The organism is Agromyces sp. CF514 (assembly GCF_900113185.1).
Taxonomy (GTDB): Bacteria; Actinomycetota; Actinomycetes; order Actinomycetales; family Microbacteriaceae; genus Agromyces.
Genome location: NZ_FOZD01000001.1, coordinates 36,380 through 49,915, shown reverse-complemented (window position 1 = coordinate 49,915; position 13,536 = coordinate 36,380). Strand labels below are relative to the sequence as shown.

The window sequence follows — 13,536 nt, the reverse complement described above, 5'->3', positions numbered from 1 at the left end:
GATCGTCGGCGATCTGCACGAACACTACCCGCGCGCCGTCCGGTGCGTCGATGCCGAAGGTCTGGCGCACCGGCGCGTCGGATGCGAGACTCGATGAATGTTCGCCAACGACGGAGGCCCGCTCGCCCGAGGCGCTCGGCGCCGCCGCCGCCGGGTCTCGGCGGTCGCCGCGGTCGCCTTGGCGCTGCTCGCCGCATCGGCGACCGCACTCGTCGCGTCGCCCGCGGCATCCGCCGATCCCGAGATGACCTACGTGGCCGTTCCCTCCGGGCGGTACCCGATCGACGTCGACGCCACGCCCGACGGCGCCCACGTGTTCGTCATCTCGCGCGGCGACGGCGGCGTCGCCGACCTGCGGGTCTACGACACGACGAGCTTCGCGCAGGTCGGTGCCGTGACCTTCGGACCCGGCGCCGACTTCAACCCGACCTCGGTGCAGGTCTCGCCCGACGGCTCGCAGGTGTGGGTCGCGTTCTACAACCCGGGCCAGATCCTCGTCTACCCGGCCGCGGATCTCGAGGCGGGCGGCACCCCGACGCCTACCGTGATCACCGCCGGCGGCGGCTTCGTCGACCTCGAGGCCGACACGTCGGGCACGTACATCTACGCCGCGACCCTCTTCAATCCGCAGTACCAGTTCTCGACCGCCGATCCGACGGCCGCTCCTCGCACCATCTCCGTGCCGAACGGCTCCCGCGGCGTCTCGGTGCGCACCGACGACACCCAGGCGTACTTCACGTCGTTCGCGGCCGCGCCGGCCGGCGGCGTGCAGGCGGTCGACGTCGCCGGCGACGGCTCGCTCTCGCTCGGCACGCTCACCCCGACGGGCGACCTGCCGTGGGACACCGCGTACGTCGAGAACGTCGACCGGGTGCTGAGCTCGAACTCCGGCACGCCCACGTCGATCTCCGCGTTCACTCCGGGCTCCGCCGACCCCGTCGTGACGGATCCGGTCGACTGCGGTCCACGACTGCTCGACTCGACTCCGAATGGCGACCGGGTGTACGTCGCCTGCCTCACCGGCGGCATCGTCGCGATCGACTACGAGAGCGGCACGCCGGTCGGCGCTCGGGTCGACATCGGCGCGAACGTCGAATCGGTCGACGCGTACAGCGCGACCGGCACCGACGCCGATCGGCTCTACGCGACGAGCGGCGGCACCGACGAGCTGCTCGTCTTCACGAAGCCCGCGATCACGGGCAGCGGAGACCTCACCGTCGACGAAGGCACCGCTGCGACGTTCACGGCCATCGCCGCCGACTTCTGGCAGCAGATCCGGTGGCAGTCGAGCGTCGATGGCGGCACCACCTGGGTCGACATCGCCGGCGAGACCGGCGAGTCGCTCACGGTCGACGGAACCCTCGAGAACTCCGGCCTGCTCGTGCGCCTCGTCGCCACCAGCGCGCTCTTCGACCCCGTGCTCGGCGATCCGATGCTGTTGACGGTCACGCCGACGCCGACGCCGACGCCCACCCCGACGTCGGCCCCCTCGGGGGGCACGACGCCCTGCCCGCCGGGAGCCACGGACTGCCTGCCCGCGACGGGTGTCGACCCGGTGCCCGGAGCGGTGATCGGCTCGGCGTTCCTGATGGCAGCCGCCCTGCTGCTCATCGCCGCTCGCACCCGCAGGAGTCGCGCCGTCCGCAGCTGAACGCCGTACGGGCCCAGGCCGTCGTATCGGGCGCGCGGAGGTCTTGACGCGGGCTCGATCCTGAGAGCATTCTGAACCCATACTCGCATCGCGATGCGTGGGACCGTCCTGGGGCGACGGTCGCGGGAGCGCAGATGCGCCCATCCGGGGGTGGTTGCGTTGAAGCATCTGGTCTGGTCAGGTCTCGGGGCGCAGGTTCGCTCCTCGCTCGCGGGGCGGTGGGTGCGATGAGCGCGGATGCCGTCGCGACCAAGGCGCCGCGCACCGCCTACATCTCGTGGGTCGCGCTCGCGCTCATGACGACGGCCTCGGTCGCGAGCCTGCGGCCCGCGCCGACGATGGCGGTCTACGGACTCGCGTGCGTGTTCCTCTACCTCGTGCCGGCGCTCATCTTCCTGCTGCCGACCTCGCTCGTCTCGGCCGAGCTGGCGTCGGGGTGGAAGGGCGGCGTCTACAACTGGGTGGCCACCGGCATCTCGAAGCCGATGGGGTTCCTGGCCGTCTGGTGCCAGTTCGCGATGACGATCTTCTACTATCCGACGCTGCTCGGGTTCGTGGCGTCGACGCTCGCCTACGTGATCAACCCGGCGCTCGCCAGCAACGGCGTCTGGACGGCGCTCGTGATCGTGGTCTGCTACTGGTCGGGCGTGTTCATCTCGTCCCGCGGCACCAAGGGCGTCGCCGGCCTCGCGAGCGCGGGGCTCATCATCGGCACGCTGATCCCCGGCGCGCTGCTGATCGTGCTGGGCGCGGCGTTCCTCGGGCAGGGCAACCCGTCGGCCGCCCCCATGACGGCAGAGAACCTGCTGCCGCAGTGGGCGGGGCTCGCGAGCCTCGTGCTCATCGTGAACAACTTCCTCTCGTACAGCGGCATGGAGATGAACGCGGTGCACGTGTCGTCGCTGCGCAGGCCCGCCAAGGAGTTCCCGAGGGCGATCTTCCTGGCGTCGGGTCTCGTGCTGCTGATCTTCATCCTCCCGGCGCTCGCCATCAGCTGGATCGTGCCGGCCGACCAACTCTCGCTCACGGCCGGTGTCATGCAGGCGTTCGACGCGGTGCTCGCGGTCTTCGACTCGCAGTGGCTGACGCCGATCATCGGCATCGCGCTCGTGTCGGCGTCGCTGGCAGGCATGCTGACCTGGCTCGCGGGGCCGTCGAAGGGCCTGCTGCTCATCTCGCGGCAGGAGGGCTACCTGCCGCCGTTCCTGCAGAAGCTCAACAAGCACGGCGTGCAGCAGAACCTCCTGGTGACCCAGGGGGTCATCACGACCGTCATCGCCCTCGGCTACGCGCTCATTCCGAACGTGTCGAGCGCGTACTGGATCTTCTCGGTGATCACGACGCAGGTGTACCTCATCATGTACCTGCTCATGTTCGTCGCCGCGGTGCGCCTGCGACGGAACCACCCCGACCATCCACGTGGGTTCCGGGCTCCCATGCTCGTGCTCCTGTGCGGTGTCGGGTTCGCCGCGTCGCTCGCAGCCCTGCTCGTCGGATTCGTTCCTCCGTCGCAGTTCGGCGGCGGCGACCCGTGGGTGTACTTCCTGATCGTCGGCGGCGGCGCCCTGGGTCTCGGCCTGCTCGTGCCGTTCCTCTTCTACCGGTTCCGCAAGCCGTCGTGGAAGGCGGCCGATTCGGGCGACGGATCCGGTGACGCCGGTGACGCCGATGGCGCAGACGGGGCCGACGGCTCCGCCGATTCCGAGGAGGCGACGAGATGAGCACCGAACTCGAGCAGTCGGAGCCGCGGCACCGCTCGACGCTCTACGTGGTCGTCGTCATCGTGCTCGTGCTGCTGGGCGTGTGGGCGGTGATCGCCTTCGGCCAGGCGCGCGAGACCAAGCAGGCCGACGAGAAGGCGGCCGAGCTCTCCCAGGTGCTCGAGGACGCCGGCGCGTCGCCGCCTGCGACCGCGGTCATCGCCCGGGTGCTCGGCGATGACGGCGGCGCGGTGTGCGCTGCGCCGAACGAGGCGCTGAGCCGAGCGACGCTGTACGGCATGCTGACGACGAACCCCGGCGCGCCGGGTGAGCGACCGGTGATCGTCGACAACGACGTGCTGAAGGGCCAGTTGGCGATCATCCAGGTGTACTGCCCGGACGAGCTCGAGGACTTCCAGCAGTTCGTCGACGACCTGCAGACGACCGATTCGGCGAACGGATGAGCGACGACCTCCGGTCGCGCGTCCACGACCTGATGGACGGGGTCCGCCCCGAGCTGGCCGAACTCGTGGCGATCCGATCCGTCGCCGACCCGCGCCAGTTCCCGCCCGAGGAGTGCGCGAGGGCGGCCGAGTGGGTGCGCGGCCGGTTCGCCGAGCTCGGGTTCGCCGACGCCAGGCTCGAGCTCACGCCCGACGGCAGCCACGCGGTCGTCGGGTCGAGGGCGACGACGGTTCCGGATGCCCCGACGGTGCTGCTCTACTCGCACTACGACGTGCAGCCGCCGCTCGACGAGTCCGCCTGGAGCACGCCGCCGTTCGAGCTCACCGAGGTCGATGGCCGCTGGCACGGGCGGGGCGCAGCGGACTGCAAGGGCAACATCGTGACGCACCTGCTCGCCCTGCGGGCGCTCGGCGACGACATCCCGGTGAACCTGAAGGTCGTCGTCGAGGGATCCGAGGAGCAGGGAACGGGCGGACTCGAGGCGTATGCGGCCGCGAACCCCGACGTGCTGCGGGCCGACGTGATCCTGGTGTGCGACACCGGCAATGCGGCGGTCGGGCGCCCGGCGGCGACCGTGAGCCTGAGGGGCATGGCGAACGTCGTGGTCACGGTCGAGGCGCTCGCGTCCGAGGTGCACTCCGGCATGTTCGGCGGCGCCGCCCCCGACGCGCTCGCGGCCCTCATCGAGATGCTCGCGGGCCTGCGTGACAGCGAGGGCAACACGACGATCGAAGGCCTCGACGCCACCCGTGCCTGGCACGGCGAGCCGTATCCCCCCGAGCAGTTCCGCACGGATGCGGGCGTGCTCGAGGGCGTCGCGCTGCTCGGCGACGGCACGGTCTCGGACATGCTGTGGGCCAGGCCCGCGCTGACCGTGCTCGGCATCGACTGCCCGCCCGTGACCGGTTCGACCGCCGCGATCGTGCCGAAGGCCGCCGCACGGCTCAACCTGCGCGTGCCGCCCGGAACCGATGCGCAGGTCGCGCACGACGCCCTCGCGGCGCAGCTTCGTGCCGACGCGCCCTGGGGCGTGCACGTCGACGTGGCGACCGAGGCCGTGGGGGAGCCGTTCGAGGCGTCGGTCGACGGACCCGGGTTCCGTGCGCTCGGCGAAGCGATGCACGAGGCGTACGGCGTGCCCATGACGACGCTCGGCCAGGGAGGGTCGATCCCGCTGTGCAACGTCTTCGCCGACACCTATCCGGACGCCGAGATCGTGCTGCTCGGGGTCGAGGAGCCGCTCGCGCTCATCCATGCGCCGAACGAGAGCGTCGACCCCTCGGAGATCGAGCATCTCGCCTTGAGCCTCGCGCTGTTCCTGCGCGGCTACGGCGCGGCGTAGGGCTGACGGCGGCGGGCGCCGATCAGCTCGCCTCGGCCAGGTCGACGGCGTGCAGCGGAACGCTCACGAAGGTGAGGCGGTCGGCCCCCACGACCACGACCGAGGGAACGCCCGTGCCGGGATCGGCGGGCCCGGTGTAGGTGCCGGGCACGGGATCATCGGTGAGCGTATAGCCGGCCTCGGCGAGTGCCGCGGGCCATTCGGATGCCGGAACGTCGAGGCCCGCGAGCTGCACGACCGTGAACGCGACGTCGGACGACGGGCGTCCCCACTTGCACGCGAGACCCCCGGCAGCGATGAGGTCGTCGGCGATCGCGTAGAACGTCGACTGCCCGACGTCGACCTGGTCGAGCCCGTCGGCGGCCAGCTGCGCGTTCGCGTCGGCCGAGAGCACGGACTCGCACGTCGCCGCGGCTGCCTCGGTGCCGGTGCCGGTCGCCGGCTCCGCGACGGAATCCGACGGCGACGCGGAGACCGCAGGCGGTTCGGACGTCGCGGGGCCGGCCGGTGCGGGCGCGCCGGCGCTGCAGCCGGTGAGCAGCGCGGCGCCGAGCGCGAGCAATCCGAGGGTCGAAGCGGCCGCGGCCGCAGGCCGGAGGCCGTCGCGTGAGAGTCTCATGCGCCGCAGTGTATTGGCCGCCACCGGCACTCGACCAGAGGGCTGACCCTGACTCCGACCGGTCGTGCGACCCGGGGTTCGCGACATCCGCCTGCGGCTTCCGCGACCCGCACCCCTCACCAGATCACCGCGACCAGCTCGCCGAACAACTGCTCGGCGTCGCACTCGAGGCGCTGCCTGGTGAACCAGTCGCAGACGTTCACGCAGTCGCGGTGCAGCAGGTCGAGCCCCTGCGGGTTCGAGACGAGGTCGACCACCTGGGGCAGGTCGATCGCGACGACGCGGCCGTGGTGCACGAGCAGGTTGTACGGCGAGAGGTCGCCGTGGGCGAGCCCGTTCGAGGCGAGCACGTGCATGAACTCGACGACCTGGTGGAACAGGTCGCGGAGCTCGTCGGGCGCGGCCCGGACCTGGGCGAGGCGGGGCGCGGCGACGCGGCCGTCGCCGATGAACTCCATGAGCACCTCGGTCTCGCCGACCTGCACGGGGTACGGCACGGCCGCGCCGAGCTCGGTGAGGCGGCACAGCGCCTCGAACTCGGCGTTCGCCCACTGCACGCGGGCGACGGCGCGACCGAACGAGGTGCCCTTAGCCACGGCGCGCACGTCGCGCGTGCGCCTGAGGCCGCGGCCCTCGGTATAGATGCTCGAACGATGGAAGTCGGAGTGCTCGCTCGAGCGGTAGCGCTTCGCCGCGAGCACGACGGAGTTGCCCGGCACGTCGGCCGCGGCATCCGGGATCGCCCGCTCGATGAGGAACACGTCGCCCTCCTTGCCGGTCTTCACGACGCCGAGTTCGGTGTCGATCGCCGCAGCCGAGGTGACGAGCCAGTCGGGTCGCGGCATGGGGCCGCGCTCGCTGGGGGTGGTCGCCGGCCAGGTGGACCAGCGTTGGCCCTCGCCGGGCTCAGCGGTCTGGAAGGCGAGGGTGGACGGTGAGGATGCCGCGATCGAAGGTGCGGCGGTGTCGTCGAGAGACGAGAGGAAGGTCACGGTGATGCTCCGAATGAGATGGAGGCCACCGGGTGCGCCCGGCCGAACGACTGGTTCGACTACAGGCTGGAGGCCTCGCGGGAAAGGGGGTCTGCGAAACGCGCGACGAAGGCGTCGGTCATGACTCGCTCCTTTCACTCGGCGAGGCGGATGCCGCGGACAGCGGCTCGCGAAACGATACGCGCTGCGGCGCCGACTGTCCAGCACCCGGCACGCGGACGAACATGAGCGATCCTCTTCCACTCCGGGCGGCCGGTGTGGTTGCATGCGGATATGAGTGGGGGACCGGGCGCGGCGGCGCCGTTCAACTTCCGCCTCGCGTTGCTCCTGGCGATGGCGATGTTCGTGCTCGTCGTCGACACGTCGCTGATGAACGTGTCGATCTCCGCGGTCGTCCACGACCTCGACACCACGGTGAGCGGGGTGCAGGGGGCGATCGCGCTCGAGGCGCTCGTGTCGGCGGCATTCATCCTCATCGGCGGCAAGACCGGCGATCTCATCGGTCGCAAGCTGGCGTACGTCCTCGGCCTGCTCGCGTACGCGACCGGCGCGATCGCGATGGTCTTCGCGCAGGACCTCACGGCGATCATCGTCTTCTGGGCGATCATCGGCGGCATCGGCGCCTCGCTGCTGCTGCCGGCGATGCAGTCGCTCATCCACGGCAACTTCGAGGGCGCGCACCAGAAGCGCGTGTACGCGCTCGTCGGGGCGTCCGCGGCGATCGCTGCGGCCGTCGGGCCGCTGCTCGGCGGGTTCATCACCACCTTTCTCTCGTGGCGGGTCGGGTTCGCGCTCGAGGCGGTGATCATCGCCGTCGTGCTCATCGGCATCGGGCTCGTGAAGGACGTGCCGTACCACGGTGAGCGGTCGATCGACCTCGTCGGCGCGGTGCTGTCGATCGTCGGCATGGGCGGCGTCGTGACCGGCATCCTCGTCTGGCAGGAGGGCGGCGGCTACGTCGGCCTGCTGATCGGCATCGGCCTGCTCGGGCTCGGTTCGCTCGTGTTCTGGCTGCGCAGTCGCAAGCGGCGCGGCAAGCCGACGCTGCTCGACCCGACGCTGTTCGATTCGAAGCCGTTCCGCACCGGGGCGAGCGGCCAGCTGCTGCAGCAGATCGCGCTCGGCGGCACCATGATCGTGCTGCCGATCTACCTGCAGATGGTCTTCGAGTACAACGCCCTGCAGGCCGGCCTCTCGATCGCGCCGTTGTCGCTCAGCATGTTCGTCGTGGCGCTGCTCGCCGGCCGCGGGCTCAAGCAGCGACCGGCGAACATCATCCTCTGGGGGTTCGTGCTGGTCGTGGTCGGCGTCGCCGTGATCGTGCCGATCGTGCCGATCGCCGACAGCGGCTGGTATCTCGCCGTGCCGCTCATCATCGCCGGCTGCGGTCTCGGCCTGCTCGTCTCGCAGTTGAACAACTACACGCTCTCGCCGATCTCCGACGAGCGGGTGAGCGAGGCGGCCGGCGTGAACTCGGCGGCGGGCTCGTTCGGCCTGTCGTTCGGCCTCGCGTTCGCGGGCGCGATCATGCTCGCGACGCTCGCGTTCACCTTCACCGCGAGCGCCTCGGCGAGCACCGTGCTGAGCACTGACCAGCAGGAGCAGGTCGCCACGGTGCTCGAGGAGGACGCCGAGATCATGACCAACACGGGCCTCGAGCAGCTCCTCGCCGACGAGACGCCCGCGGTGCAGGAGGAGGTCCTGCGCATCAACACGGACTCCCGGTTCATCGCCCTGCAGGTCGCGCTGCTCGTGCCGATCCTCGCGGGAGTGCTCGGCATCCTGAACGGGTTCCGGATGCGGCGGCTCCCCGATCCCGCGCCGAACTCGTCGGCCGAGGGGTCGATGCTCGGCTGAACGGCTCGACCGAGTGGCCCGGCTGCCCGGCTCGACTGCCCGGCTCGACCGGGCGGCTCGACCGGGCGGATCAGGTGAGCACGAAGTACGCGAGCGCCGCGAGGCCGACCGTCACGATCACGACGCGGTACGCGGTCTGCGGGATCCGGCGCCCGTAGCGCGCGCCGAGCGAGCCGCCGACGAACGATCCGATCGCGATGGCCGCCGCGGCCGGCCAGGCGACGTCGGTCGTCACGACGAACACGATCGCGGCGGCGAGGTTCGCGACGCCCGCCATGGCGTTCTTGTAGGCGTTCGCCCTCGCGAGCGATCCCGCCATCGTGATCGAGAGGAGCGCGAGCAGCAGCACGCCCTGCGCGGCTCCGAAGTAGCCGCCGTAGATCGCCGTGAGCCCGGCGACGGCCGCGGTCGCGCCCGGGTGGTCGCGGTGTCCGGCCTCTCCGTGCAGGCGGGTGGTCCAACGCTTGATCCACGGCCCGGACACGACGAGCAGCAGCGCGAGTGCGATCAGCGCGGGCACGATCGCGTCGAAGGCCTCGCTCGGCAGGCGCAGCAGCAGCAGCGCGCCCGTGACGCCCCCCGCGGCCGAGAAGCACAGGAGGGAGCCCAGCCTCCGCCATTCGCCGGCGAACTCGTGCCGGTTCGCGTGCGTCGCCGCGAGCGACGCGGGCAGCACGCCGACGTTGTTCGTGACGTTCGCCAGCACGGGCGGGTACCCGAACGCGATCAGCAGCGGGAACGTCACGAGCGAGCCCGATCCTACGACCGCGTTGATCGAGCCGGCCACCGCGCCGCCGGCCACGAGCAGCAGGAACTCCAGTGGGTTCATCGCGTGCTGGGCTCGGTCGTCGGCATCCGTCGATTCAATCAGGCGCGGGAGGTGCCGGATGCCGCGGGCGACTCGGAACGCGACATGAACGCCCTCGGCCGGCCGGCCGGCCGAGCTGGCTCAGCCGAGGTCGATCGGGCGGAACACCGCGTCGTCGAGCGTGCCGGCCGGGGCGGCGAGCCGTTCGTAGCGGCTGCGCGTGGCGAGCGCCGAGGCATCCGGGTTGCGGAAGAGGTGCGTGGCGACCACGCGGTACTCGGCGAGCCGCCCCTGCGGCACGCGGCTCTCGCGCAGCGAGGCGCCGGTGACGAGCGAGGCCGCCATGGCGGTCCAGTAGACGCCGATGCCGCGGAAGGATCGCGGAGGCCGCTGGGGCTCGGCATCGGTGAGCAGGATGTCGTTGGTGCTGCTCGCGCACGCGATCGCGAGGCGCCGGCCGAGTTCGGAGTACTCGGCGAAGCCGTCGGCGAGAGCCTCGTACTGCAGCCATCCGGCAGCCCGCACGACGCTGCGCAACTCGCGTCCCGAGCCCGTCACGGCGCCGAACGGCACGTCGAGGGCGGCGGTGATGATCTGGTCGAGCGACCTCGAGTCGCCGTCGTACTGGATGAACCGCCCGATGTAGCCGCGCTCGCCGCCACCGTCGCCCGGGACGGGCACGCGCGCCTCCTCGACCTGCCGGCGGATGAGGTCGAGGTTGTCGTCCGCCTGCTCGAGCAGTGCCGCCGAGAGCGCGAAGAGCCGGTCGACCTCGCGCGGCAGCTGCCTGGCGGACTTGTACCTGAAGTCGTGCTCGAGCTCCGACCAGGTGTCCGAGAGCGCGGTTCGCAGCTGCACCTCGAGCTGCGTGGCGTCGGCCGGGTCGTCGGCGCCGTCGGGATCCTGGCCGGGCCCCGGCATCCGTCCGACGAACTGCACCGAGCGGTACCCGAACGCGTCGAGGGGCAGGAGTGCCGACTTGTCGACCCACGAGTCGTCGTCGACGATGAGCGCCTCGCGCACGACCTGCTCCATGCCGGGGAGGTCGCCCTCGAAGTTGGCCACCACGCGGACGCCGAGGATGTCGAGCACCTCGCGGTCGGGAGCGCGTCGAACCTTGCGCTCGAACGAGTCGCGGGACTTCACGCGGGCCGACACGTGGAAGTACTTGTATCCCGCCGCCTCGAGCCGACGCGCGAAGTCGGCCTCGATCTGGCCGCGCAGCCGACGGTAGCGCCGCAGCTCCCGGTCGTACCTGGCGAGTTCTGCGGCGACGAGGTCTTCGTCGTGCTCGCGTGCGTCCACACCCGGCAGGCTAGTGCGTGGCGGCGGGTGCGTGCGCGAGCAAGGCGGGCGGCCGCTTGGAATACTGAGCGCGCGCTGTGAGTTGAGTCAAGTGCACTCAAGTTTCGCCGACTCGACTTGACACGTCGAAACGGCCCTGAAAAGCTTGAGTCATCGGGACTCAAGTTCCGAAGCAAGAACTTCGATCGCGGGCCGGAACGGCCGAATCGACAGCCAGCGGGTGCCTGCGGCATCCGCACGCGAACCCCTGGCAGAAAGAGGAGACACACATGTCACGTGCAGTAGGAATCGACCTCGGAACCACCAACTCGGTCGTGTCCGTGCTCGAGGGTGGCGAGCCCACCGTCATCGCGAACGCCGAGGGCTTCCGCACCACCCCGTCGGTGGTGGCCTTCACCAAGGACGGCGAGGTGCTCGTCGGCGAGACCGCGAAGCGCCAGGCCGTCACCAACGTCGACCGCACCATCGCATCGGTCAAGCGCCACGTCGGCACCGACTGGAAGACCGACGAGATCGACGGCAAGAAGTACACGCCGCAGGAGATCTCGGCGCGCATCCTCCAGAAGCTCAAGCGCGACGCCGAGCAGTACCTCGGCGACACCGTCACCGACGCCGTCATCACGGTTCCGGCGTACTTCAACGACGCCGAGCGCCAGGCCACCAAGGAGGCCGGCGAGATCGCGGGCCTCAACGTGCTCCGCATCATCAACGAGCCCACCGCGGCCGCCCTGGCCTACGGCCTCGACAAGGGCAAGGAGGACGAGCTCATCCTCGTCTTCGACCTCGGCGGCGGCACGTTCGACGTCTCGCTGCTCGAAGTGGGCAAGGACGACGACTTCTCGACCATCCAGGTCCGCGCGACGGCCGGCGACAACCGCCTCGGCGGCGACGACTGGGACCAGCGCATCGTCGAGTGGCTCATCAAGCGCTTCAAGGAGTCGACCGGTGTCGACGTCTCGAACGACAAGATCGCCAAGCAGCGCCTCAAGGAGGCCGCCGAGCAGGCCAAGAAGGAGCTCAGCTCCTCGATGAGCACGAGCATCCAGCTCCCCTACCTCTCGCTCACCGAGAACGGCCCGGCCAACCTCGACGAGACCCTCACGCGCGCGCAGTTCGAGAACATGACCTCCGACCTGCTCGACCGCACGAAGAAGCCCTTCGAAGACGTCATCCGCGAGGCCGGCATCAAGCTCGCCGACATCGCGCACGTCGTGCTCGTCGGCGGCTCGACCCGCATGCCCGCGGTCGCCGAGCTCGTCAAGAAGGAGACCGGCAAGGACGCCAACAAGGGCGTCAACCCCGATGAGGTCGTCGCCGTCGGCGCCGCGCTCCAGGCGGGCGTGCTGAAGGGCGAGCGCAAGGACGTCCTGCTCATCGACGTCACCCCCCTGAGCCTCGGCATCGAGACCAAGGGCGGCATCATGACCAAGCTCATCGAGCGCAACACGGCCATCCCGACCAAGCGCAGCGAGACCTTCACGACCGCCGACGACAACCAGCCGTCGGTCGCGATCCAGGTCTTCCAGGGCGAGCGCGAGTTCACTCGCGACAACAAGCCGCTCGGCACCTTCGAGCTGACCGGCATCGCCCCGGCCCCCCGCGGCATCCCGCAGGTCGAGGTCACCTTCGACATCGACGCGAACGGCATCGTGCACGTGTCCGCCAAGGACAAGGGCACCGGCAAGGAGCAGTCGATGACGATCTCGGGCGGCTCGAGCCTCCCGAAGGACGACATCGAGCGCATGGTGCGCGAGGCCGAGGAGCACGCCGCAGAAGACAAGAAGCGTCGCGAGTTCGCCGAGACCCGCAACTCCGCCGAGCAGCTCGCCTACTCGACCGAGAAGCTCATCAAGGAGAACGACGACAAGCTCCCCGCCGACGTCAAGTCCGAGGTGCAGGGCGACGTCGACGCGCTGAAGTCGGCCCTCGCGGGCGACGACGACGAGGCCGTGAAGTCGGCCTTCGACAAGCTGTCGCAGTCGCAGGGCAAGCTCGGCGAGGCGATCTACGCGCAGTCGCAGGCACAGGATGCCTCGGCGGCCGGTGACGCTGCCGCCGACGGTGAGCCGCAGGCGGACTCGTCCGACGAAGACGTGGTCGACGCCGAGGTCATCGACGACGAAGACGAGAAGAAGTAGGGCGCGAGCATGGCTGACGAGAACGAGAACCCCCAGGTTCCCGAGCCCGACGCCGCCGACGGGGCGACGGATGCCGCGGCATCCGTCTCCCCCGAGGAGCTCGCCGACGCGGTCGAGGCCGACGAGCGCGAGCTCACGGTCGAGGACATCCTGAACGCGGCGAACGCCGAGGTCGAGGACCCCACCGACGAGCACCTCGCCGACCTCAAGCGGGTCACGGCCGAGTACGCCAACTACCGTCGGCGCACCGAGGCCAACCGCGAGCTCGAGAAGGAGCGCGCGATCGGTGCGGCCGTCTCGGTGCTGCTGCCCGTGCTCGACGACCTCGACCGTGCCGAGAAGCACGGAGACCTCGAGGGCGAGTCGGCGTTCGCGACGATCGCGGCGAAGCTGCGCACGTCGGTCGAGCGTCTCGGGCTCTCGAAGTTCGGCGAGCCCGGCGAGGCGTTCGACCCGCAGAAGCACGAGGCGATCTTCCAGCAGCCCTCGCCCGACGTCGAGATCGACACGGTCGCCGACGTCGTCGAGACGGGCTACACGCTGGGCGGCACGCAGCTTCGCGCTGCGAAGGTCGTCGTGAAGACGCCCGCGTAACCATTCGATCCGGGAGCCGGTCGGGGAGCGCACAGCTCCCCGACCGGCGTACCCTTTCCACCAGA

At 70.4% G+C, this 13,536-nt stretch carries 11 protein-coding genes; 7 read left to right on the top strand and 4 right to left on the bottom strand.

Translation table 11 applies throughout. The features are described 5' to 3' along the window. Nucleotides 1-97 precede the first annotated feature (97 nt). From BM342_RS00235 to BM342_RS00220, 4 genes are all read left to right on the top strand, one after another. Nucleotides 98-1,651 carry a YncE family protein gene (locus BM342_RS00235; RefSeq protein WP_092963430.1) on the top strand — a complete coding sequence of 518 codons (1,554 nt, stop codon included), beginning with the start codon at nucleotides 98-100 and terminating at the stop codon, nucleotides 1,649-1,651. Between the two features lie 227 nt (nucleotides 1,652-1,878). Further along, a complete protein-coding gene (locus tag BM342_RS00230) occupies nucleotides 1,879-3,372 on the top strand; it encodes an APC family permease (RefSeq protein ID WP_092963428.1) in 1,494 nt (497 codons plus the stop codon). After that, nucleotides 3,369-3,815: a hypothetical protein gene (locus tag BM342_RS00225; protein ID WP_092963426.1), complete on the top strand. Its 447-nt coding sequence runs from the start codon at nucleotides 3,369-3,371 to the stop codon at nucleotides 3,813-3,815. The genes BM342_RS00230 and BM342_RS00225 overlap by 4 nt, the downstream gene beginning before the upstream one ends. Next, nucleotides 3,812-5,158: a dipeptidase gene (locus BM342_RS00220; protein ID WP_092963424.1), complete on the top strand. Its 1,347-nt coding sequence runs from the start codon at nucleotides 3,812-3,814 to the stop codon at nucleotides 5,156-5,158. The genes BM342_RS00225 and BM342_RS00220 overlap by 4 nt, the downstream gene beginning before the upstream one ends. 22 nt (nucleotides 5,159-5,180) lie before the next feature. Here BM342_RS00220 and BM342_RS00215 read toward each other — a convergent pair whose 3' ends face one another. Together BM342_RS00215 and BM342_RS20050 are read right to left on the bottom strand one after the other, a co-directional pair. Continuing rightward, a complete protein-coding gene (locus tag BM342_RS00215; RefSeq protein WP_092963422.1) occupies nucleotides 5,181-5,777 on the bottom strand; it encodes a hypothetical protein in 597 nt (198 codons plus the stop codon). Between the two features lie 116 nt (nucleotides 5,778-5,893). Further along, nucleotides 5,894-6,769 carry a serine protein kinase RIO gene (locus BM342_RS20050; RefSeq protein WP_255368429.1) on the bottom strand — a complete coding sequence of 292 codons (876 nt, stop codon included), beginning with the start codon at nucleotides 6,767-6,769 and terminating at the stop codon, nucleotides 5,894-5,896. A gap of 273 nt (nucleotides 6,770-7,042) precedes the next feature. On the opposite strand from BM342_RS20050, the gene BM342_RS00205 reads away from it, so the two are divergent. Then, nucleotides 7,043-8,626 (top strand): MFS transporter, encoded by a 1,584-nt coding sequence (locus tag BM342_RS00205; RefSeq protein ID WP_092963418.1) that lies wholly within the window; start codon nucleotides 7,043-7,045, stop codon nucleotides 8,624-8,626. 70 nt (nucleotides 8,627-8,696) lie between these two features. On the opposite strand, the gene BM342_RS00200 is transcribed toward BM342_RS00205, so the two are convergent. Together BM342_RS00200 and BM342_RS00195 are read right to left on the bottom strand one after the other, a co-directional pair. After that, complete coding sequence (locus BM342_RS00200) at nucleotides 8,697-9,455, bottom strand: sulfite exporter TauE/SafE family protein (RefSeq protein WP_092963416.1); 759 nt, start codon at nucleotides 9,453-9,455, stop codon at nucleotides 8,697-8,699. A gap of 120 nt (nucleotides 9,456-9,575) precedes the next feature. Beyond that, nucleotides 9,576-10,739: a GTP pyrophosphokinase gene (locus BM342_RS00195; RefSeq protein ID WP_177231996.1), complete on the bottom strand. Its 1,164-nt coding sequence runs from the start codon at nucleotides 10,737-10,739 to the stop codon at nucleotides 9,576-9,578. Between the two features lie 269 nt (nucleotides 10,740-11,008). Here BM342_RS00195 and dnaK point away from each other — a divergent pair, with 269 nt between their 5' ends. Both dnaK and BM342_RS00185 read left to right on the top strand, forming a co-directional pair. After that, nucleotides 11,009-12,877 carry a molecular chaperone DnaK gene (gene dnaK, locus BM342_RS00190; protein ID WP_092963412.1) on the top strand — a complete coding sequence of 623 codons (1,869 nt, stop codon included), beginning with the start codon at nucleotides 11,009-11,011 and terminating at the stop codon, nucleotides 12,875-12,877. Between the two features lie 9 nt (nucleotides 12,878-12,886). Continuing rightward, nucleotides 12,887-13,471, top strand: a complete 585-nt coding sequence (locus tag BM342_RS00185) for a nucleotide exchange factor GrpE (RefSeq protein ID WP_092963410.1) — start codon at nucleotides 12,887-12,889, stop codon at nucleotides 13,469-13,471. The last annotated feature ends 65 nt before the right edge of the window (nucleotides 13,472-13,536 follow it).

Bases quoted from the DNA above. Each gene is read 5' to 3' on its own strand.
- BM342_RS00200 (WP_092963416.1), bottom strand. From the start codon at position 9,455: ATGAACCCACTGGAGTTCCTGCTGCTCGTGGCCGGCGGCGCGGTGGCC.
- BM342_RS00235 (WP_092963430.1), top strand. From the start codon at position 98: ATGTTCGCCAACGACGGAGGCCCGCTCGCCCGAGGCGCTCGGCGCCGC.
- BM342_RS00205 (WP_092963418.1), top strand. From the start codon at position 7,043: ATGAGTGGGGGACCGGGCGCGGCGGCGCCGTTCAACTTCCGCCTCGCG.
- BM342_RS00230 (WP_092963428.1), top strand. From the start codon at position 1,879: ATGAGCGCGGATGCCGTCGCGACCAAGGCGCCGCGCACCGCCTACATC.
- BM342_RS00225 (WP_092963426.1), top strand. From the start codon at position 3,369: ATGAGCACCGAACTCGAGCAGTCGGAGCCGCGGCACCGCTCGACGCTC.
- BM342_RS00215 (WP_092963422.1), bottom strand. From the start codon at position 5,777: ATGAGACTCTCACGCGACGGCCTCCGGCCTGCGGCCGCGGCCGCTTCG.
- BM342_RS00185 (WP_092963410.1), top strand. From the start codon at position 12,887: ATGGCTGACGAGAACGAGAACCCCCAGGTTCCCGAGCCCGACGCCGCC.
- BM342_RS00220 (WP_092963424.1), top strand. From the start codon at position 3,812: ATGAGCGACGACCTCCGGTCGCGCGTCCACGACCTGATGGACGGGGTC.
- dnaK (WP_092963412.1), top strand. From the start codon at position 11,009: ATGTCACGTGCAGTAGGAATCGACCTCGGAACCACCAACTCGGTCGTG.